Source organism: Novosphingobium sp. KA1, assembly GCF_017309955.1.
Taxonomy (GTDB): domain Bacteria; phylum Pseudomonadota; class Alphaproteobacteria; order Sphingomonadales; family Sphingomonadaceae; genus Novosphingobium.
Window position 1 is genome coordinate 1,588,307 of sequence record NZ_CP021247.1, and the last position, 19,251, is coordinate 1,607,557.

Below are 19,251 nucleotides of genomic sequence, written 5' to 3' on the forward strand. Positions count from 1 at the left end.
TCCCATGATCATCATCGGCCTCGATCCGGGGCTCACCTGCACCGGCTGGGGCATCGTCGCCAAGAGCGGCAGCCGTCTCAGCCATGTCGCCAACGGGCAGATCCGCACCGATGCCAAGGCCGGCATGGCCGAGCGCCTGGTCGAGCTCGACGCGGCGCTGACCGACGTGATCCTCCATCACCGGCCCGATGCCGGCGCGGTGGAGGAAGTCTTCGTCAACGTGAACCCGCAGTCGACGCTGAAGCTGGGGCAGGCGCGCGGCGTCGCCATGCTGTCGATCGCGCGCGCGGGTCTGCCGGTGGCGGAGTATTCCACCAAGGTCATCAAGAAGGCGCTGGTCGGCACCGGCGGCGCCGACAAGAAACAGATCCAGCACATGTTGAAAGTGCTGCTGCCCGGCGTGAAGCTGGCGGGCGAGGACGCGTCGGACGCGCTTGCCGTCGCCATCACCCACGCCAACATGCTGGGAAGCCACCGCTAGGCGGCTTGTAGCGATGGCGCAGGGGGACGGCCGGGGAGGCGTCAGGGCCGCCCCGCCAGCCCCGCGTCCAACCCCGCGTCCAACCCCGCGTCGATGTCGATCATCTTCTGATAGGACCATTGCGGCGCCGGGGCGCAGGTTCCTTCGCGGCGGAACAGGCAGGCCTGCTGGTCGCCCATGGCCTCGCACGCCTCGCGGTGCCATCCGGGCAAGGCGGTATCCGGCGTGGCCAGGATCAGCGCATTGGCGCCCTGTGCCAGACCTGGTGCCAGACCTGGTGCCAATCCCGGAGCCCGCGTGCCGGACAGCGGCCTGCCGCCGGTGGGGACGAGCAGGATCGGCACCGGCCGGGGCAGCAGCGCCGGCACCAGATGCGCCTTGATTTCGAAGTCCAGCGCGATGGCGCAGGTGCGTGGATCGTCCAGCGCCCGCAGCGCCAGCCGCGGAACCGCGCCGCCGCCGCGAAAGGCCGGATAGCCCCCGCTCTTGTATTCGGAGGCGAACGACGCGCCCAGCCAGGCAAGGCAGACGATCGCAATTCCCGCAGGGCCGGCAATGCCGCCCCGGCGCTCTGCCAGGCGGTCCGCGAGCCGCACCGTGGCAATCGCCGCCAGGATCAGGACGGTCAGCGTGGACAGCCAGATGAACCGGTATTCCTTGTGGGCGATCATGCTGTGGATCAGCACGTTGACCGTCGCGGCGGCCATCAGCGGCCAGTAGCGCCGCCCGGCCAGCAGCGCGGCGACCAGGAGCGGCACCATGATCGGCGCCAGATGTGTGTAGAGCCCGATCAGGTAGGCGAAAGGCCCCGAAACGCCGAAGCGGGAGGCGATCCCATGGCCGATGTTCATCGCGACGTTGACCATGATCCACGCGAACGGAACGCGGCCCATGGCCAGATCGCTGGCTGCGCCCAGCAGGGCGGCGGCCAGCCCGCCCAGCACCACGGGCCGCCAGCGCCGCCAGTCGAGCCGCAGCGCGGCGATGGCCAGCACCGCGACAAAGGGCGCGTATTGCAGTCTTGCCAGCACGCCAAGGCCGAGCAGGAAGCCGCTTGTCAGCAGGTACATGTCGCTCGCCCGTGCGGTTGCGGAGCGGTCGTCATCGGTCAGCAGCGGCGCGGCGGCGAGCAGGATCAGGGCGCTGGCCAGGCTTTCCGAAAGCAGCAGGTCGCTGAACAGCACCGCTTCCCACCACACCGAGGCGACAAACAGCGCGACCAGCGCGTGTCGGCGCGAGGAAAGCGCGCCCAGCCGCCAAGCGGCGGGAAGGGTCAGCAGGGTCAGTGCGCCGAAGGCGGCCCGGGCAAGGCGGACGGCAAAGAGCTGCTCGTCCGACAGCAGGTGGCCCATCCACAGGAACAGGGCGACGAATTGTTCGATCAATGCGCCGCGCAAGCCGTAATGCGCTTCCCAGGGAACCAGGCCCCGCCCGGTGGCAAGGCGATTGCCCTGTTCGAGATACTGCATCAGCTCATCGGCGTGCATGATCTCGAACGGTGAGAAATGCGCGATCCGCAGCCACACCGCGGCGATGGCGACCGGCAAGGCCGCAAGAACCGGCCACGACCAACGATTGCCCGCCCGCGCGGCCCCGGCGTCTTTCCCCATGGCTGCGCGTTAGCATGGGCGATTCGCGCTGTCATGGGGCGGGCCGCGATTGCGCTGCTGATCGTGCTTGCCGCGCGGGCGGGCATCGGCCATAGGAGCCTCATGGGGAACAAACCATGATCGCAAAGCTGACTGGCCTGCTCGACGATACCGGCCCCGACTGGGCGATCATCGACGTCAATGGCGTGGGTTATCTTGTCCATTGTTCGGCGCGTACGCTCGACCATCTCGGCATCCGGGGCGACAAGGTCGTCGTCCATACCGAGATGCAGGTCTCCGAGACCGACCAGCGCCTGATCGGCTTCACCAGCGGGGCGGAGCGCAACTGGTTCCGCCTGCTGACGGCGGTGCAGGGGGTAGGCTCCAAGGTCGCGCTCGCCATCCTTTCTGCATTGACCACCGAGGAACTGCAGCGCGCCTGTGCCGGGGGCGACAGCGCCATGGTCGCGCGCGCCAACGGTGTCGGGCCGAAACTGGCCAGCCGCATCGTCAACGAACTCAAGGACAAGGCGGGCGGCATGCCCACCGTGCCCGGCGCGCCCGGCCTTGCGGCAGTGGCGGCGCCTGCGGGCGATGCCAGCGCGGATGCGGTCTCGGCGTTGCAGAACCTCGGCTTCAAGCCGGCGGTCGCCTCGATGGCGGTCGGCAAGGCGGTGGAGGAACTCGGCGAGGATGCGGGCCTGAACGATCTTGTCCGCGTGGCGCTGAAGAGGGCGGCGGGGTGACAGTTCGCACGCATCTCGAGTTTCGTGCGAACTATGCCAAGGCGGTTTCGATGGAACCCGAGCCTGGCGGCAAGGACGTCATGGCATTCCTCGCCAGTGGCATCCGGCAAGCGGGCATCTTGGTGGGCGAACCTGTCCCGGAGGATTGGGGGTGGAGTTGCGCATTGGACACCGGCGGTTTCCGGATCTTGCTGGGATGCGGCGACTATCCTGAGTATGAAGATGGCTGGCTTTGCTTTGTTGCGCCGCGGAAGAGTTTGCGTTTGCTGTTCCGTGCGAGAGCAGCTGGGCAGGCGCTTCGCAGTGCCGCCCATGCCATGCATAGCGCCGTTGCTGCAAACCCGCGTTGCCATGATCGTAAATGGTGGAGCGATACAAGCGGTGTTGGCGAAGTTGAAGAATGTTGAATGACCGATAATCCCATCCTCACCTCGTCCCGCCAGCCGGAGGACGCCGATGCGGCGCTTCGCCCGAAGACGCTGGCCGAATTTGTCGGGCAGGCGGCGGCCAAGGACAATCTTCGCGTCTTCATCGAAAGCGCCAAGTCGCGGCGCGAGGCGATGGATCATACGCTGTTCTTCGGCCCTCCCGGCCTCGGCAAGACGACGCTCGCGCAGATCGTCGCGCGCGAACTCGGCGTGGGTTTCCGCGCCACCAGCGGGCCGGTGATCGCCAAGGCGGGCGACCTTGCCGCGCTGCTGACCAATCTCGAGCATGGCGACGTGCTGTTCATCGACGAGATCCACCGCCTCAATCCGGTGGTCGAGGAAGTGCTCTACCCGGCGATGGAGGACCGCGCGCTCGACCTCATCATCGGCGAGGGGCCCTCGGCGCGTTCGGTGCGGATCGACCTGCCGCCCTTCACGCTGGTCGGCGCGACGACCCGGCAGGGCCTGCTGCAGACCCCGCTGCGCGACCGTTTCGGCATTCCCGTCAGGCTGCAGTTCTACACTGTGGAGGAACTGGAAAAGGTCGTCACCCGCGGCGCCGGCCTGCTCGGCATCGGCATGGACAAGGGCGGGGCGACCGAGATCGCCCGCCGCGCGCGCGGCACCCCGCGCGTGGCCGGGCGGCTGATGCGCCGCGTGCGCGACTTTGCCCATGTCGCGGGCTCCGACGTCATCACCCGCGCCATCGCCGACGATGCGCTGACCCGGCTGGAAGTCGATTCGATCGGCCTCGACGCGCAGGACCGGCGGTACCTGCGGATGATCGCCGACATCTACAAGGGCGGCCCGGTCGGCGTCGAGACGCTGGCGGCGGGCCTTTCCGAGCCGCGCGACACGATCGAGGAAGTGATCGAGCCCTACCTCATCCAGCTTGGCCTGATCGCCCGCACCGCGCGCGGCCGCTGCCTCAACGACGGCGGCTGGCAGCACCTCGGGATGACCCCGCCGCAGCAGGGCGGAGGCGGTCCGCAGGGCGGCCTGTTCGATTCGCCGGGGGACTGAGCCGGCGTCCGGCGATTTTGCAGATCCGTGAAAAGCTTCGGCAGAACTTACGGAAGCCGCCGGCAACAGTCCCGCATCGGCACACTATTGCTGTCAACTGCAAAAACTAACTCGGTTTATCGCCGGCCGGGACACGTTTTCGCGAGAATGCCATTGTTCCCTTAACTTCTATCTGCGCTTGGTAGGCGCTAACGGGCCTTCACGACTTATGGTCGCGGTCGGCCGGCCCGGAGGGAGCGAAGAGAGAAAGCTATGTCGGTTCGAATGGCCTTGGCGAAGCTGTCTGCCTGTGCGGCGGGCTGCGCGATCATCGGCGGCGGGGCTGTCCACGTCGCCGAGACGCAGGCGAGCGGCGTCGAATACCACAAGCTCAAGCAGGCGAAAGTCGCCCGGCCGGCGAAGCGCACGATTCCCCGGCGCGCCCGGCGCGTGATCCCGCGCCCGGCGCCGGAGCCGGTGCTGACCGCGCGGCGCGAGATCCCCCGTTACGAAATGGCCCCGCTGCCGACATATGTTCCGCCCGTCGCCCCGCCGGTTTCGGGCTGCTGCTCCGGCACCCCGGTGGTGGTCGGCGGCGGTTCGAGCGGCGGCGGTTTCGGTGGCGGTTTCTTCGGCGGCTTCTTTGGCGGCAGCGGATCGAGCGGCGGCAATGTCGTGATCAGTTCGACCACTACCGGTTCGACGTCCACCTCGACCTCCTCGGGTTCGACTTCGACGTCGAGTTCCTCGGGCACCACGTCGGGCACGACCTCCGGTACCACCTCGGGCGTGCCGACCGATACCCAGAACGGGCAGACGTCGAGCGGCTCGACGACAACCACGACCACCACCACGACCGGGGGCGTCAGCACCACCACGTCGACTTCGGGCAACGTCACCTCGACCACCACGACAACCTCGGGCAACGTGACTTCGACGACCAGTTCGTCGTCGAGTTCCTCCTCGAGCTCGTCGTCGAGCTCGTCGTCGAGTTCGAGCTCTTCGTCCGGTTCGTCCTCGGGCTCGTCTTCCGGTTCTTCGACCGGTTCCAGCTCGGGATCCTCTTCGGGTTCGTCCTCCGGCTCTTCCACCAGTTCAAGTTCGGGTTCCACCTCGTCATCGACGTCGGGTTCCAGTTCGAGCTCGGGCTCCTCGTCGGGCAGCAGCGGCACGACCACGACGACCAGCGGCGGTCCGCCGCCGGGCGGCGAGACGCCGCCGCCGACCGACGTGCCGGCGCCGCCGATGCTGGTGCTGTTCGGCGCCGCCGCCGCCGCGCTGGTGGCGCGCCAGCGGCTGGCGGGACGCAAGCGCGTCTGACGGATCGTCTGGCCGCCTGACGGATCGCCAGATCGGCGGAGGGAGCGTCAGGGCGGCCTGGGCCGCCGCCCGAAGGGCCGGGCGAGCGGTTCGCAAGAAGGGTGAAGCGTCGGGGGGCGCTTCCCCCTTTTTTCGTTCCGGCGGCAGCGTGCCAGGCCGCGTCAGGCCCCGCCAGGCCCAGAAAAAACCCCGCCCCGCGCGAACGCGGGACGGGGCTTCCTTCTTGAGCCGGTAAGGCGGCTGGCCGGTTAGGCGGCCAGCTTGCGCAGCACGTACTGCAGGATGCCGCCGTTGTTGAAGTATTCCACTTCGTTGGCGGTATCGATGCGGCACAGCGCGGTGAAGGTGAAGGTCGAGCCGTCCGGACGGGTCACCTGGACTTCCACGTCCTGGCGCGGCTTGAGGCTGGCAACGCCCAGGATCGTGAAGGCGTCGTCGCCGGTCAGGCCCAGGGTCTGGCGGGTGTCGCCATCCTTGAACTGCAGCGGCAGCACGCCCATGCCGACCAGGTTCGAACGGTGGATACGCTCGAAGCTCTCGACGATCACGGCGCGCACGCCGAGCAGGTTGGTGCCCTTGGCCGCCCAGTCGCGCGACGAACCGGTGCCGTACTCCTTGCCGGCCACGACCACCATCGGCGTGCCCTGCTCCTTGTACTTCTGCGCGACGTCGTAGACCGGCAGAACCTCTTCACCGAAGCGGCTCATGCCGCCTTCGATGCCGGGGACCATTTCGTTGCGGATGCGGATGTTGGCGAAAGTGCCGCGCATCATGACTTCGTGGTGGCCACGGCGCGAACCGTAGGAGTTGAAGTCCGCCTTGGCGACCTGGTGCTCCATCAGCCACTGGCCTGCCGGGCTGTCGGCCTTGATCGAGCCGGCCGGCGAGATGTGGTCGGTGGTGATCGAATCGCCGAGGATCAGCAGGGGCTTCGCCTCGATGATGTCGTTCACCGGCGCCGGGGTCATTTCCAGGCCTTCGAAGTACGGCGGGTTGGCGACGTAGGTCGAACCGGCGCGCCACGAGTAGGTTTCCGAACCGGTGACGTTGATCGCCTGCCAGTGCTTGTCGCCCTTGTAGACGTCGGCATAGCGGGCCTGGAACATCGGGCGGTCCATGCAGGTGGCCATGGTTTCGGCCACTTCGTTGTTGGTCGGCCAGATGTCCTTGAGGAACACGTCGGTGCCGTCCTTGCTGACGCCGATCGGGGTGGTGGTGAAGTCTTCCACCACGGTGCCCTTCAGGGCGTAGGCAACGACCAGCGGCGGCGAGGCCAGGAAGTTGGCGCGCACGTCCGGCGAGACGCGGCCTTCGAAGTTGCGGTTGCCCGAGATGACGGCGCTGGCGACCAGGCCGTTCTCGTTGATCGCCTTCGAGATCGGTTCGGCGAGCGGGCCCGAGTTGCCGATGCAGGTGGTGCAGCCGTAACCGACGAGGTTGAAGCCGATGTTGTCGAGGTGCGACTGCAGGCCGGCCTTGTTGAGGTAGTCGGTGACGACCTGCGAACCGGGGGCGAGCGAGGTCTTGACCCAGGGCTTGGGCTTGAGGCCCAGCTCGTCGGCCTTCTTGGCGACGAGACCGGCGGCGACCAGCACGCTCGGGTTCGAGGTGTTGGTGCAGCTGGTGATGGCGGCGATCATGACGTCGCCGTCACCGATGTCGAAGTCCTTGCCTTCGACGGGGACGCGGGTGGCCGACTTCTTGTAGGTCTCGGCCATGTCCTTGTTGAACACGTCGTCGACGTCGGGAAGGGCAACCCAGTCCTGCGGACGCTTCGGACCGGCGAGCGAGGGCACGACGGTCGAGATGTCGAGTTCGAGGGTCGAGGAGAAGATCGGATCGGCAGCGCCGGCTTCCATCCAGAAGCCCTGTTCCTTGGCATAGGCTTCGACGAGGGCGATCTGCTCTTCCTCGCGGCCGGTGAGGCGCAGGTAGTCGAGGGTCTTGTCGTCGATACCGAAGAAGCCGCAGGTGGCGCCGTATTCCGGGGCCATATTGGCGAGCGTCGCACGGTCGGCCAGCGACAGCGAGGCCAGGCCGGGGCCGAAGTATTCGACGAAGCGGCCGACCACGCCGTGCTTGCGCAGCATCGCGGTGCAGGTCAGCACGAGGTCGGTGGCGGTGACGCCTTCCTTCAGCTCGCCGGTGAACTTGAAGCCGACGACTTCGGGGATCAGCATCGAGACCGGCTGGCCGAGCATCGCGGCTTCCGCCTCGATGCCGCCGACGCCCCAGCCCAGCACGCCCAGGCCGTTGACCATGGTGGTGTGGCTGTCGGTGCCGACGCAGGTGTCGGGATAGGCAACGGTTTCACCGTTCTGGTCTTCGCTGGTCCACACCGACTTGGCGATGTTTTCCAGGTTCACCTGGTGGCAGATGCCGGTGCCCGGGGGAACCGCGTAGAAGTTGGCGAGCGACTTGGAGCCCCACTTGAGGAAGTCGTAACGCTCCATGTTGCGCTGGTATTCGATCTCCACGTTCTCTTCGAACGCCTTGGGGTGACCGAATTCGTCAACCATGACCGAGTGGTCGATCACGAGGTTCACGGGGACCAGCGGGTTGATCTTGCTGGTGTCGCCGCCGAGCTTGGCGATCGCGTCGCGCATCGCGGCAAGGTCGACCACGCAAGGCACGCCGGTGAAGTCCTGAAGCAGGACGCGCGCCGGGCGGTACTGGATTTCCTCACCGGTGACGGGGTTCTTCTGCCAGTCGACCACCGCCTGGACGTGGTCGGTCGAGACGGTGAAGCCGCCGTCTTCGAAGCGCAGCAGGTTTTCCAGCAGCACCTTCATCGAGAACGGCAGGCGGCTGATGTCGCCCAGCTTCTCGGAAGCCTTCTTGAGAGAGTAGTAGGCAACTTGCTTGTCGCCGACCGTCATGGTGCTGCGGGTACCGAGCGTATCCTGTCCGACCTGGGTCATTTTGGGTCTTATCCCCTTCTGTATGGAGCCTGTCGCCAATAGCGCGGCCCCTCGACGGAACCGAACTGGCCAGGTCCCGAAAAGGAGTGCCGTGCTGCATCGCGACAAAGCGGAGTCTGCGGCCCCGCCGATGCGCGTTCCGGGGCCGGAGGTCAAGGGGGGCTGGGTGCAGACCTACGTCGAGGTCATTGCGTTTCTTGCACCAATCCAGCAGCCGACAACGATCAGCAATGTGCCCGCAACCGTGGCGAAACCCAGCGCCTCGTCGAACATCAGCCAGCCGAGCAGCGCGGCCCAGAGGAAACCGGTGTACTCGATCGGCAGCAGCACTTGCGTTTCGGCGCGGGCATAGCCCCAGGCGAGGAACAGCAGGGCGGCGGTGGCAAAGGCGGCGCCGGCGGCGATCAGGCCAAGACTGCGGACCTCGGGCAGGACTGCGAACCACGGTGAGAAAACGAGGAAAATCAGCGTGACGATGAGGTTCTGCGCCATCGCTACCTCGACCGGGCTGGCCAGCAGTGCCTGCTTGCGCTGGAGCACGAGGTTCACCGCATAGAAGACCGAGGAGGCCAGCACGGCCAGGGTTCCGGTCAGCGCCTCGCCCGAATAGGCGCCGCCGCCCAGTTTTCCGCCGAGAATCACCACGACGCCGACCACGCCGAGCAGCGAGGCGGCAATGGCCTGGCGGCGGATCGTCTCGCCCAGCAGCAGCGCCGCGAAATAGAGGGCGATGATCGGCGAGACGAACGAGAGCGCGATTCCCTCGGCCATAGGAATTCGTGCAAGGCCATAGAAAAAGAGTGCGGCCATCGCCGAAGTGATGCCCGCGCGCAGGGCATGGACCTTGAGGACCTGGCGGCTGGGCATTGGCCGGCCGGCGGCGAGCCAGAGCGGGAACGTCATCAAGGCGCCGAAAAGATTGCGAAACAGCAGCGCGCTATAGACGCCGACCGCCAGCGAGGCGCCCTTGATGGCGGCGTCCATCATGCTGAACGTGGCGATCCCCGCGACGACCGCCAGCACGGGCATCAACTGGGAGCGGGGGGCAGGGGCGGGCGCGTGCATCACGCCATTGCCTCTCGCCGCATGCTGGGGCGGGCGCAAGTCCCATCCAGTTAGGAGTCTGTTTGGAAATCCGCTGAAAGCGGATTTTGCGGCACCGGCCCACTCCCCCACCCTACCACCCATTGGTAGTATCCTGCGGGTGGTAGGCCCCCTCAGCGAAAAGGTCCCCCGGACCTTTTCGTGCTCTTCGGGACGGAAGTGGGCCGGTGCCGCAATGAAAATGCCCTTGCGGGCATTTTCCAAACAGACTCTCGGGAAGCGCGCCATTCATCGCTCAATTCATCGCAGGGTCAGGCGAAATCCTTGAACATGGGGTAAGTTGGGGGCAAAGCGATATTTCTGACGCGGTCTTGGCGGGCCGCTTTCCCACCCCGTCCCCCCGGGGTTCATCACGACAGGCAGGTTCAGGACAAGATGGCGAGTTTCAAGCGGTTCGGTTGCAGCGTACTGGCGGTTGTCGCGGCGACGGGCGTCCTCGCGCAGCCGGTAGCGGCGCAGAAGGCCGACACGGCCGCCGGCCAGAGCAGCCAGAAGGCGAAGGCGCTCTCGACACCGACCTCGATCCTGCCCGCCGCGCCGGCGACGGCGCCTGCCAGGACGGCGGCGCCCAGGGCGACGTCTTCCGCTGCCACCGCCGCGGTGCCGGTCGTGCCGCTCGCGGCCCCCGCGTCCGGCCAGTCCGACGCGCTGCTGGCCGAGCCGGTGATGGCGTGGTCGCTGGCGGACGCCAAGGTGCTGCTCCAGACCATCGGCTATATCGGCAAGGAAGGCCTGGTCCCGGCCGACTACCAGCCCGCCGCGCTGAAGGCGGCCATTGCCAAAGGCGAGGGCGACGAGCTGGACCAGCTCGCCAGCCGCGTGTTCGGCTGGCTGATCGAGGACCTGCGCGATGGCCGCACGCCGATGACGGCGCGCGTGCAGTGGTTCGCGGTCGATCCCGATCAGGACGTCATGCCCACCGCGCAGATCATGGCGCAGGCGCTGTCGAACCATGACGTTGCCGGCGTGGTGGACGAACTGGCGCCGACCAACCCGGACTATGCCGCGCTCAAGGCCGCCTACAATGCGACTCCGGTGGCCGACAAGGCGCGCCGCGCGCTGATCCAGGCGAACATGGACCGCTGGCGCTGGCTCGCCCGCGATCTCGGCGATGTCTACCTGATGACCAACATTCCCGAGTTCCAGCTGCGCCTCGTGGTGAAGAACCGGATCATCCGCAGCTACAAGACGGTGGTCGGCAAGCCCGGCCGCACCGCGACGCCGCAGCTGGCCGAGACGGTCAGCGCGGTCGTCTTCAACCCGACCTGGACGGTGCCGCAGTCGATCGTCAAGGGCGAGGGGCTGGGCGCCAAGGTGCTGGGCAACCCGGCCTGGGCCAAGCGGGCCGGCTACAAGGCGACCAAGAGCGCGGACGGCGTGATCACCGTTGTCCAGCAGCCGGGGCCGACCAACTCGCTGGGCCTGATGAAGATCGACATGCCCAACCCCCACGCGATCTACCTGCACGACACCCCGTCCAAGCAGTACTTCAACGCCGACGTGCGCGCCTTCAGCCACGGCTGCATCCGCACCGAACGCGCAGTGGAGCTGGGCATGACGATGGCGATCCTCGGCGCGCAGAAGACCGCTGCCGAAGCCGCCGAGATCTCGCGCTCGGGCGAATATACCAAGGTGGCGATGACGCGGACCTTCCCGGTCTACCTCACCTACTTCACCTTCGCGCGCGCGATCGACGGCGAGCTGAAGGCGTTCAACGACCTCTATGCGCGCGACAAGCCGGTGCTCGACAGCTTCGCCGCCCCGCGCCAGCTCAAGACCACCCAGCGCGCGAGCGAGGAAGAAGTCATCAAGCTGGATAACCCGCTTTAAGGTTTGAAAATCCGCCGCAGGCGGATTTTGGCGGCACCGGCCCTCTCCCCCACCCGACCACCCATAGGGTACTATTGTCGGGTGGTCGGGTGGGGGAGAGGGCCGGTGCCGCAAGCCATTCGCGGATGCGAATGGCGCACCCGACAACAACTCAACGCGCCAGCGATTGCCGGGGCCTTGCCTCATCCGGCAGGGGTGGCCACCTAGGCGAACGATGTTTGCCGAGGACCCCCAACCATGAGCGAGAACACCGACCGCATCGGCGAGGCGACCGCGCGGATCGTCGAACTCGAAGCCGAACTCGAAGCCTCGGGCACCACCACCCGCGCCGAGGCCGAACTGGCCCGCGCCAAGGCACTGCTGCACGAATGGGTCGATAGCGTGGTCGCCGTGGTGGCAACGCCGGGGGTCGGCCGCGCGGTGCTGATCCATGACAACGGCACCGAATCGCGGATCGCCTCGCCCGACCTGCCGTTCAGGCTGGCCGTGCCGGTTTCGTTCGAGCGGCGGGAGGGGTAGCCGCCGTCCGGGCCGCGCCCGAACTCCGACCTTCCAGTCCCGCCCGGCCTGAGCCTGTCGAAGGCCCCGAGGCCGGGCGCTGTGGCTCTCGATGCCTCGACACGCTCAGCATGAGCGGGGTGGGCGGGGGTATTTGGGAAGCGCGCTTACGACGCCGTCTTGCGCTGCCCTGCGCGCAATTTCCCCGCACTCCGCCCGTCGCCGATCAGGGCTTGCAGGTCGAGCAGCGCGCGGCCGGTCGCGACACCGCCGTGGCAGGCGATGAAGCGGGGTTCCCACAAGGGCGCGAACTTCTCCTTGTAGTTCCGCAGGCCCTCGAAGCCGTAGAACGCGGCGCCGTGGCGGAACAGCATGCCGGCCGCGCGCGCCCATGTCGGGGCGAGGCGGCGGGCCTCGATGCCCGACAGCGGCGCGAGGCCGAGGTTGAACCAGGCATAACCCTCCTGCCGGCCCCAGAGCATCAGGCGGGTGAACAGGAAGTCCATGCAGCCATAAGGCACGTCGGCGCGGTGGCGCATGAGGTCTACCGAGAGTTCCTCGCGCCCCGCCGTCTTCCACAGGTTGGCGAAGGCGACGATCGCCCCTTGCTTGCGCACCACCGCCACGTCGCAGCGGGCGATATAGGCCTCGTCGAAGCGGCCGACGCTGAAGGCTTTCTCGCGCTGGCCCTTGGCGCGCAGCCATTCGTCGGAGACCAGTCGCAGTTCGCCCATGATCGCGGGCACGCGGGCGGCGGGGACGATGGAGAACTCCGCGCCTTCCCGCTCGGCCCGGCGCACGGCGTGGCGCAGCGGGCGGGCGGCGGGGCCGTCGAGCGAGAAGTGGGCAAGGTCGACGCGGGCTTCCTCGCCGTATTTCATCAGTTGCAGGCCCATGTCGATGGCGATGGGCAGCACCGCGGGGGTGACCTGATAGAGCAGCACCCGGCCCTGGTTGGCGTCGGCCCGTTCGCGCAGGCGCCAGAGCAGTTCGGGCCAGTCCGCCTGCTCGCCCACCGGATCGCCCATGACGATCCACGAATGGCCGCGCACCTGGTACATCAGCAGGCTGCGGTTGCAGGGGCCGGCCAGGAACAGCTTGTCCCCGGTCAGCGCCAGCATCGATTCCGAGCGGACCGCGTGGGTGAGCGCCTCGTCCACGTCCACCGGGCCTTCGTCGGGCAGGCCGCAGTGGCGCGAAGGGCGCAGCAGCGCCAGCACCACGAAGGCGCCGGTCGCCACGGCGACGGCAAAGCTCGCCCGCATGTAGCGCGAGGCATCGCCCGACCAGGCGAATTTCCACCAGAGGCTGCTGCGATAGGCCGGGAAGGTCTGGGTGAAATAGCCGATCACGATGACCAGCGTGATCGTCGCCACCATGGCGAGGATCCAGTTGGCGCTCATCACGTCGGTGGTGAGCGCGGTGCGCCGCCAGAACCCGCCTCTTGCCAGTTGCAGCACCCCCGCGACCGCCAGCAGGGTCATCGCCTCCTCATAGTCGAGCCCCTTGGCGAGCGAGAACGCCGCGCCCGCCACCAGGAGCGCGCGGGTGAGCAGGAAGGCGGCGTCGAGGCGGCGGTAGAGCGCCGGGGCCAGGACCAGCAGCAGGGTGCCGACAAGGCTGGCGGCGATCTGCGAGGCCTCGACAAACGGCAGCGGCACGAGGCCCCGGATCGCGGCCATGCGCTCGGGCAGGGCTGGCGTCGCGCCGGAAAGCAGCAGCACGCCGCCGCCCAGGAACACCAGCAGCGCGACCGCGCGCGGGGCCAGCGCGGTGAGCATCGTCTCGCCGGCTTTGAGGGCAAGGCCCGCCGGGCGTTTCCAGCGGGCATGCTCGTGGTGCACCAGCAAGACCAGCGCGGCGCAGAGCGGCAGCAGGTAATAGACGATGCGGTAGACCAGCAGCGCGGAAAGCAGCATGCCCGGCGGCACTTGCGGGCAGAGCGCGACCATCGTGGCCTCGAACACGCCGAGGCCGCCGGGCACGTGGCTCACCAGCGCGACAACGATGGCCAGCACATAGGCGAGCAGCAGCGGGGCGTAGAGCGCGGGTGCCCCCTGAGCCAGTACCGGAGGCAGCAGCACGAAAAGCGCGGCGCAGGCGGCGGCGATGTCCGCCAGCGCCGCCATGGTCATGCGCGCCATGCCGCCGGGGCCGGGCAGGTGCCAGCGCTTGCCGAGCAGGGCCGCGAGAACGAGCAGGACCAGCAACCCGGCGCCCGCCGCGTGCTGCATGGCCAGCGACAGGACATGGCCCGGGACCACCAGCGGCTGACGGTGGACCAGCAGCGCCAGCGCGGCGGAGGCGAGCACGCCGCTCCAGAACGTGACCCCGGCAATCGCGGTGACCCGCGCGACCTCTCCGGTCGAGAGGCCGCGCGCGCCATAGACGCGCAGCCGCGCGGCGGCCCCGGTGATGATGCCGAAGCCGAGATTGTGGCTCAGCGTGTAGCTGGTGAACGAGGCCAGCGCGGCGGCGCGCCAGGGCAGCGGCCTGTCGATCGCGCGCAGGGCCATGACGTCGTAGATCGTCAGCAGCAGGTAGCTTGCGGCGGTGAAGGCCAATGCCGCCGCCAGCCGCCAGACCGGCAGGGCGCGGGCATCGCGCAGCACCGCGTGGAGGTCCAGCCGCATCGCCATGTGGCGCAGGCTCATGCCCGCCAGCACCAGTATCAGGGCGGCCAGCACCAGCTGCGCGGGAACCGCCAGCCGATGGACCAGCGGTTTCAGCTGTGAAAGGGGGGCGGGCCGGTTCACGGTCGCCGCGTCCAGACCTGCGACTTGCACAGCAGGCCGTGGAGGATGCAGCCGCTGATCTTGAGGTGGCCGTCGTCCGGCTGGTGGATGCGCGAGAAGAAGGTCGAGCCCATGTCGGGCACAAAGACCTGCCCCTGCCAGTTGCCCGCGTCCTGCCGCCGGTAGCCCTGCAGCAGCTGGGTGCCGACGAGGTGGGAGACCCCGGCGTCGGCGGCGTCGGCCAGCGCCTGTCCGCCGACCCAGGTCACCGTGCCGCACAGCAGCGAGCCGCAAGGCGCGACCGAAACCTCGACGTCGCCCGCCGGGTTGAGCCAGCGGCCATAGGGGCTCAACAGGCGCTGCGCGGCGACGCCTAGCACGGCGGCGGCCGGAGAGGCCGAGGCGAGAGCGCCCAGCACGCCGAGCGTCAGGCTGAGGCTGAGGCTGAGGGTGAGCGTAAGGGCGCGGCTGTGCGCCAGCAGGCGGCGGATCATCGGGCAGGCTCCGGAAGGCGGGTCAGGTGCGCGGGCTGGAAATGGGCGGCGATCACCGTGCGGATGGTGGTGAACACCCGGTCGGCGTCATGTTCGAGGTAATGGTCGCCGGGCAGGGCCAGCTGGGTCAGGCGGGGCAGGTGCAGCAGCGGGCAGAGGCTGTCGGTCTCCTGCTGGCCGCGAATGCAGACCACCGGCACCCAGTCGAGCTTGCGGGCGCTGGTGATGGCCATGGCGTCGGGCGTGGTCCGGTCCAGCCATTCGAGCGGCGAGACGCGCAGGAACACGGTGCGCGTGGGCACGGTCAGCACCACCAGGGCGACATGGGCGCGCAGGTCCGCCGGCAGGTGCTCGAGGCCGACATGGACCATGTCGGCGCCGAACGACTGGCCCAGCACCACCACCTTGTCGACGTGCCCCAGCGCCATTGCCCGGCGGATTGCCTGCGCCAGGATCGCGCTCACCTCGGCAGGGCTGCGGCGGACACGGAAGTAGTTCAGCGCATTGATCGAGACGGCGGCGACGCCGTGGTCGGCAAGCCCCTGGGCCACCGGCGCACCCATCCCTGCGCGCGGGCCCATGTCGCCCGAGATCAGCACGGCGGCATAGTCCTTGCGGCTGTCGCCGCGCGGGGCCAGCGCGCGCAAGGGGCTGGCGTCGAAGGCGCCGAGCCAGGCCAGCCAGCCGAGCACGCCGAGTACGGCCACCAGCGCCGCAACCAGCGCGTAGCGGGTCCGGCGGCGGTGCTGGCGCCAGCCTAGGTTGGAGGGGCCCAGGTTGGAAGTCAGGCGGGGGGAATAGGCAGCCCTTTTCATGGTGCGTGCCTGCACCTCCCCGGCTTGCCGCAGGGTGGAGCGAACATGGAATTTCCTTAATGTGACTTTGCCGCGTCACCCTGCGATAGTCAGGCTCAAGGGTGTGCTTGAGCGGAAGGTTCGCGCATCCGACGATCGCGTGCCCCGCTCCCTCTCTGGCGTGAACTGGACGAGAGATGACCGACGCAGACGATGTCCGTACCGGCCCCGAGGTCGATCCCGGCTTCCCCTACGACGCGAAGCGCCGCGTGCTCGACCTGCTGCCGATGCTGGGGGCGCTGCTGGCGGTGACCGGGGCGCTGACCTGGGGCGACTTGTGGGCGCAGCACCACTTCGGTCTTGCCGGGCCCGATGCCGCCGCCGTGCACGAGACCGCCGCGCAGGACGAGGCGAGCCGCCGCGTGCTGGACTTCACCGCCGACGACTTGCCCGACGGCAAGCCCGGGCTGGTCGTCACCTCGGTGCGCTCGGACGGCCATGCCGAACATGCCGGGCTGGTGGTGGGCGATCGCATCGTCGATGTGGACGGTGCGCAGGCCAGCTCGTTTTCCACCCTTGCGCAGGAGTTGTCTGAGCGCGGGGCACGGCCTATGCACCTCGATGTGGTGCATCTCGGCGCGGTTCGCAGGATCGACCTGGCCGGTTCGCCGCAGCCCGGCAATCGCTGATCTGCCGGAGCACGCAAATGCTGGCGGAGGCGGGAAAGCAAGGCATGGGGCACAAGCTGCTGGTGGTCGAGGATGACGAGGCCACCGCGACCTACATCGTGAAAGGGTTCGCCGAGGAAGGTTTTGTGGTCGACAAGGCGGGCAACGGGCGCGACGCGCTGTTCCTCGCCAGCGACGGCACCTACGACGCCATCGTGCTGGACCGGATGATCCCGCAGATGGACGGCATGTCGGTGCTCGGCGCGCTGCGCGCGGGCGGCATCGAGACGCCGGTGATCGTGCTTTCGGCCATGGGCTCGACCGACGACCGCGTGACCGGGCTGACGTCGGGAGCGGACGACTATCTCACCAAACCCTTCGCCTTTGCCGAACTGCTCGCCCGCGTGCGGCTCTTGGTGAAGCGCGGCGCCAGCCAGAGCGCCGTGGAGACGCGGCTGTCCTGCGGCGATCTCGAGATGGACCTGCTCGCCCGCAAGGTGAAGCGCGGCAGCCGCGCGATCGACCTGCAGCCGCGCGAGTTTCGCCTGCTCGAATATTTCCTGCGCCATGTCGACGAAGTGGTGACCCGCACGATGCTGCTGGAGGCGGTGTGGGACTATCACTTCGATCCCGGCACCAACGTGATCGACGTCCACGTCAGCCGCTTGCGCCGCAAGCTCGACGAGGACGGCGCCGCGCCGCTGCTCCACACCGTGCGCGGGGCGGGCTACCGGCTGGGCCTTTCGGCTTGAGGGAAAAGCTCCGGCGGCGGGCGGCGCGGCTGCTGCGCTCCACCTCGTTCCGCCTGTTTGTCCCGGTCGTGCTGTTCCAGCTGGTCGCCACCGGCGGGGTGTTGGCCTTCGTTTGGATCTCCAGCCAGCAGAGCGTGCGCGACGAGCAGCACGCGCTGGTCGAGGACCTGCGCGACGATCTGCTTGCCGCCTACGAGGACGGCGGCATGGCCGGGCTGCGCACCACCATCGACACCCGCCTGCGCGCCGAGGGCCGCCGCGCCCCGGTGATGCTGCTGGCCGGGCCGGACGGCCGGCGCGTGACCGGCAACCTCGATGCGCTGCCGCCGCGCGGCGATGTGCGGGGCGACTGGCAGCAGGGCGACTGGTTCTCGACCACGCTCTACCGCAGCGACTTTTCCCAGCCCGAGCTGATGACGCTGGTGGAGGCGCGCCTGCCCGACGGCTCGACCCTGCTGGCGGGGGTCGAGACCGGGCGCGACCTCAAGCTCCAGCGCAGTTTCGAGCAGGCGCTGCTGGCGGCGCTGCTGCTGGCGCTGCCGCTGACGATGCTGGTGGCGTTCCTGACCTCGCGCCTTGTCGGCCGGCGCGTGCACGACATGGCGCAGACCGCGCACCGGGTCGGCGCCGGGGCCTTCGACGCGCGGGTGCCGCTCGACGGTTCGGGCGATGCCTTCGACGAGCTGGCGGGCGAGATCAACGGGATGCTGGCGCGGATCGAGACGCTGGTGGGCGAACTGCGGGTGGTGGCCGAAGGGCTGGCGCACGACTTGCGCTCGCCGGTCACGCGGCTGCGCTCGGCGCTGGAACAGGCGGCGGTAGAGGCGCGCGATCCGGCCGCGGAAGCGGCGATGAACCGCGCCCTGGCCGAGGCCGACACGCTGACCCGCATCCTCACCACCGCGCTCCAGATCGGCCGGGCAGAGGCGGGGATCGGCCGCGAGCGCTTCGAACAGACCGCGCTCGGCCCCTTCCTCGAAGACCTGGCCGCGCTTTACGAGCCTTATGCTGAGGACGAGGGTTTCGCGCTCACCGCCGAGGCACCGGAGGGGCTTGCCGTGCTGATCCACCGCGAGCTGATGGGGCAGGCGCTGGGCAACCTCGTCGACAATGCGGTGAAGTATGCGCAGGGCGGCAATGCGATCACGGTGTTCGCGGCACGAGAGAACGGCCACGTCGTGCTGGGCGTGCGCGACAACGGGCCGGGCATTCCCGAGGCGCAACGCGAAGCCGCGCTGCAACGCTTCGGCCGGCTGGACCCGACGCGTTCGGTGGCGGGAACCGGGCTCGGGCTGGCGCTGGCGGAAGCGGTGGCCAAGCTGCACGACGGCCGCGTCGAACTGACCGACGCGCTGGGCGGCGGGCTTGAGGTGCGGCTGGTGCTGGGGGCGGGGTAGGAGCGCGATTTCCAATTCGAAACCAGCAGTTCCGGATTCGCCCCCATGGCGGACATTGCGGTGCGGTGACTTTACTGGCAGCAGAAACAGATGACTGACGCGCTTCAAATCGTTGCCACCGATGTCCTGTATTATCACGATGCGGATGAGCGAGCTTTTTTCGAATGGCTTGATCGCATGTCCTTCGTCCAAGCGTATCGCGGGCAAGCCCGCGATTTGTTTATAGATTTCAGTCGTTTTCCAACCGATGACGACCTTTGGGAAGTCATTGGGTTCTGTCGGCGGTATGGCATCGACATGACCCAACTCGCTAAGTTTGAAACCGGCGAAAACAGTACTTGGATGCGAGACCCGAAGATGGTTTTTCACGCTGAAATTTTTGGTGGTCCTGCGAACCCGAACGGCAAGTAACCACCCAAAGCCGACCTCCCCACCCGCTCAGGCTGAGCCTGTCGAAGCCCCCGGCGGCGTGGCGCTGCGGTTCCCCGCTCT

17 protein-coding genes are annotated in these 19,251 nt (G+C 68.2%); 10 read left to right on the forward strand and 7 right to left on the reverse strand.

The genetic code is table 11. The annotated features are described in order from the left end of the window. The first annotated feature begins 4 nt into the window (after positions 1 to 4). Entirely contained in the window at positions 5 to 481 is a 477-nt protein-coding gene (gene ruvC / locus CA833_RS07915; protein WP_086492366.1) for a crossover junction endodeoxyribonuclease RuvC, read from the forward strand. Positions 482 to 522: 41 nt separating this feature from the next. On the opposite strand, the gene CA833_RS07920 is transcribed toward ruvC, so the two are convergent. Further along, positions 523 to 2,091 (reverse strand): hypothetical protein, encoded by a 1,569-nt coding sequence (locus CA833_RS07920; protein WP_207079731.1) that lies wholly within the window; start codon positions 2,089 to 2,091, stop codon positions 523 to 525. 116 nt (positions 2,092 to 2,207) lie between these two features. On the opposite strand from CA833_RS07920, the gene ruvA reads away from it, so the two are divergent. The 3 genes from ruvA to ruvB are packed head-to-tail and all read left to right on the forward strand — an operon-like array spanning position 2,208 to position 4,267. Further along, the gene (gene ruvA, locus CA833_RS07925; RefSeq protein ID WP_207079732.1) at positions 2,208 to 2,816 is read left to right on the forward strand and encodes a Holliday junction branch migration protein RuvA; all 609 of its coding nucleotides are present in this window, start codon (positions 2,208 to 2,210) and stop codon (positions 2,814 to 2,816) included. Then, positions 2,813 to 3,223 (forward strand): hypothetical protein, encoded by a 411-nt coding sequence (locus tag CA833_RS07930; protein WP_207079733.1) that lies wholly within the window; start codon positions 2,813 to 2,815, stop codon positions 3,221 to 3,223. Before ruvA ends, CA833_RS07930 begins: the two co-directional genes overlap by 4 nt. Then, positions 3,224 to 4,267 carry a Holliday junction branch migration DNA helicase RuvB gene (ruvB, locus tag CA833_RS07935; protein WP_207079734.1) on the forward strand — a complete coding sequence of 348 codons (1,044 nt, stop codon included), beginning with the start codon at positions 3,224 to 3,226 and terminating at the stop codon, positions 4,265 to 4,267. A 485-nt stretch (positions 4,268 to 4,752) separates the two neighbouring features. Here the strand turns inward: ruvB and CA833_RS07940 are convergent, their stop codons facing one another. The 3 genes from CA833_RS07940 to CA833_RS07950 all read right to left on the reverse strand — a co-directional run bounded on the left by CA833_RS07940 (position 4,753) and on the right by CA833_RS07950 (position 9,552). Next, positions 4,753 to 5,556 carry a hypothetical protein gene (locus CA833_RS07940; protein ID WP_207079735.1) on the reverse strand — a complete coding sequence of 268 codons (804 nt, stop codon included), beginning with the start codon at positions 5,554 to 5,556 and terminating at the stop codon, positions 4,753 to 4,755. Positions 5,557 to 5,814: 258 nt separating this feature from the next. Beyond that, complete coding sequence (acnA, locus tag CA833_RS07945) at positions 5,815 to 8,487, reverse strand: aconitate hydratase AcnA (RefSeq protein ID WP_142636149.1); 2,673 nt, start codon at positions 8,485 to 8,487, stop codon at positions 5,815 to 5,817. 174 nt (positions 8,488 to 8,661) lie between these two features. Then, positions 8,662 to 9,552, reverse strand: coding sequence for a DMT family transporter (locus CA833_RS07950; RefSeq protein ID WP_207079999.1), 891 nt, complete (start codon positions 9,550 to 9,552; stop codon positions 8,662 to 8,664). A 414-nt stretch (positions 9,553 to 9,966) separates the two neighbouring features. Between CA833_RS07950 and CA833_RS07955 the strand changes: the two genes are divergently transcribed. Then, the gene (locus CA833_RS07955; RefSeq protein WP_142636145.1) at positions 9,967 to 11,421 is read left to right on the forward strand and encodes a L,D-transpeptidase family protein; all 1,455 of its coding nucleotides are present in this window, start codon (positions 9,967 to 9,969) and stop codon (positions 11,419 to 11,421) included. A gap of 237 nt (positions 11,422 to 11,658) precedes the next feature. Continuing rightward, positions 11,659 to 11,940, forward strand: a complete 282-nt coding sequence (locus tag CA833_RS07960; RefSeq protein ID WP_142636143.1) for a hypothetical protein — start codon at positions 11,659 to 11,661, stop codon at positions 11,938 to 11,940. A 146-nt stretch (positions 11,941 to 12,086) separates the two neighbouring features. Here the strand turns inward: CA833_RS07960 and mprF are convergent, their stop codons facing one another. Genes mprF through CA833_RS07975 form a run of 3 tightly spaced genes read right to left on the reverse strand, consistent with a single transcriptional unit; the run spans position 12,087 to position 15,963 of the window. Continuing rightward, positions 12,087 to 14,675, reverse strand: a complete 2,589-nt coding sequence (gene mprF, locus CA833_RS07965) for a bifunctional lysylphosphatidylglycerol flippase/synthetase MprF (protein ID WP_242526327.1) — start codon at positions 14,673 to 14,675, stop codon at positions 12,087 to 12,089. After that, on the reverse strand, positions 14,672 to 15,148 hold the full coding sequence (locus CA833_RS07970; RefSeq protein WP_207079736.1) for a DUF2147 domain-containing protein: 477 nt from the start codon (positions 15,146 to 15,148) through the stop codon (positions 14,672 to 14,674). Before CA833_RS07970 ends, mprF begins: the two co-directional genes overlap by 4 nt. After that, the gene (locus CA833_RS07975; RefSeq protein ID WP_207079737.1) at positions 15,145 to 15,963 is read right to left on the reverse strand and encodes an AcvB/VirJ family lysyl-phosphatidylglycerol hydrolase; all 819 of its coding nucleotides are present in this window, start codon (positions 15,961 to 15,963) and stop codon (positions 15,145 to 15,147) included. The genes CA833_RS07970 and CA833_RS07975 overlap by 4 nt, the downstream gene beginning before the upstream one ends. Before the next feature lie 176 nt (positions 15,964 to 16,139). On the opposite strand from CA833_RS07975, the gene CA833_RS07980 reads away from it, so the two are divergent. The 4 genes from CA833_RS07980 (at position 16,140) to CA833_RS07995 (ending at position 19,170) form a co-directional block, all read left to right on the forward strand. Then, positions 16,140 to 16,631 (forward strand): PDZ domain-containing protein, encoded by a 492-nt coding sequence (locus CA833_RS07980; protein WP_142636136.1) that lies wholly within the window; start codon positions 16,140 to 16,142, stop codon positions 16,629 to 16,631. A gap of 44 nt (positions 16,632 to 16,675) precedes the next feature. Then, the gene (locus CA833_RS07985) at positions 16,676 to 17,362 is read left to right on the forward strand and encodes a response regulator transcription factor (RefSeq protein ID WP_207080001.1); all 687 of its coding nucleotides are present in this window, start codon (positions 16,676 to 16,678) and stop codon (positions 17,360 to 17,362) included. Beyond that, positions 17,359 to 18,759, forward strand: a complete 1,401-nt coding sequence (locus tag CA833_RS07990) for a HAMP domain-containing sensor histidine kinase (RefSeq protein WP_242526328.1) — start codon at positions 17,359 to 17,361, stop codon at positions 18,757 to 18,759. The genes CA833_RS07985 and CA833_RS07990 overlap by 4 nt, the downstream gene beginning before the upstream one ends. Positions 18,760 to 18,849: 90 nt before the next feature. After that, positions 18,850 to 19,170 carry a hypothetical protein gene (locus tag CA833_RS07995; protein ID WP_207079738.1) on the forward strand — a complete coding sequence of 107 codons (321 nt, stop codon included), beginning with the start codon at positions 18,850 to 18,852 and terminating at the stop codon, positions 19,168 to 19,170. Positions 19,171 to 19,251 lie beyond the last annotated feature (81 nt).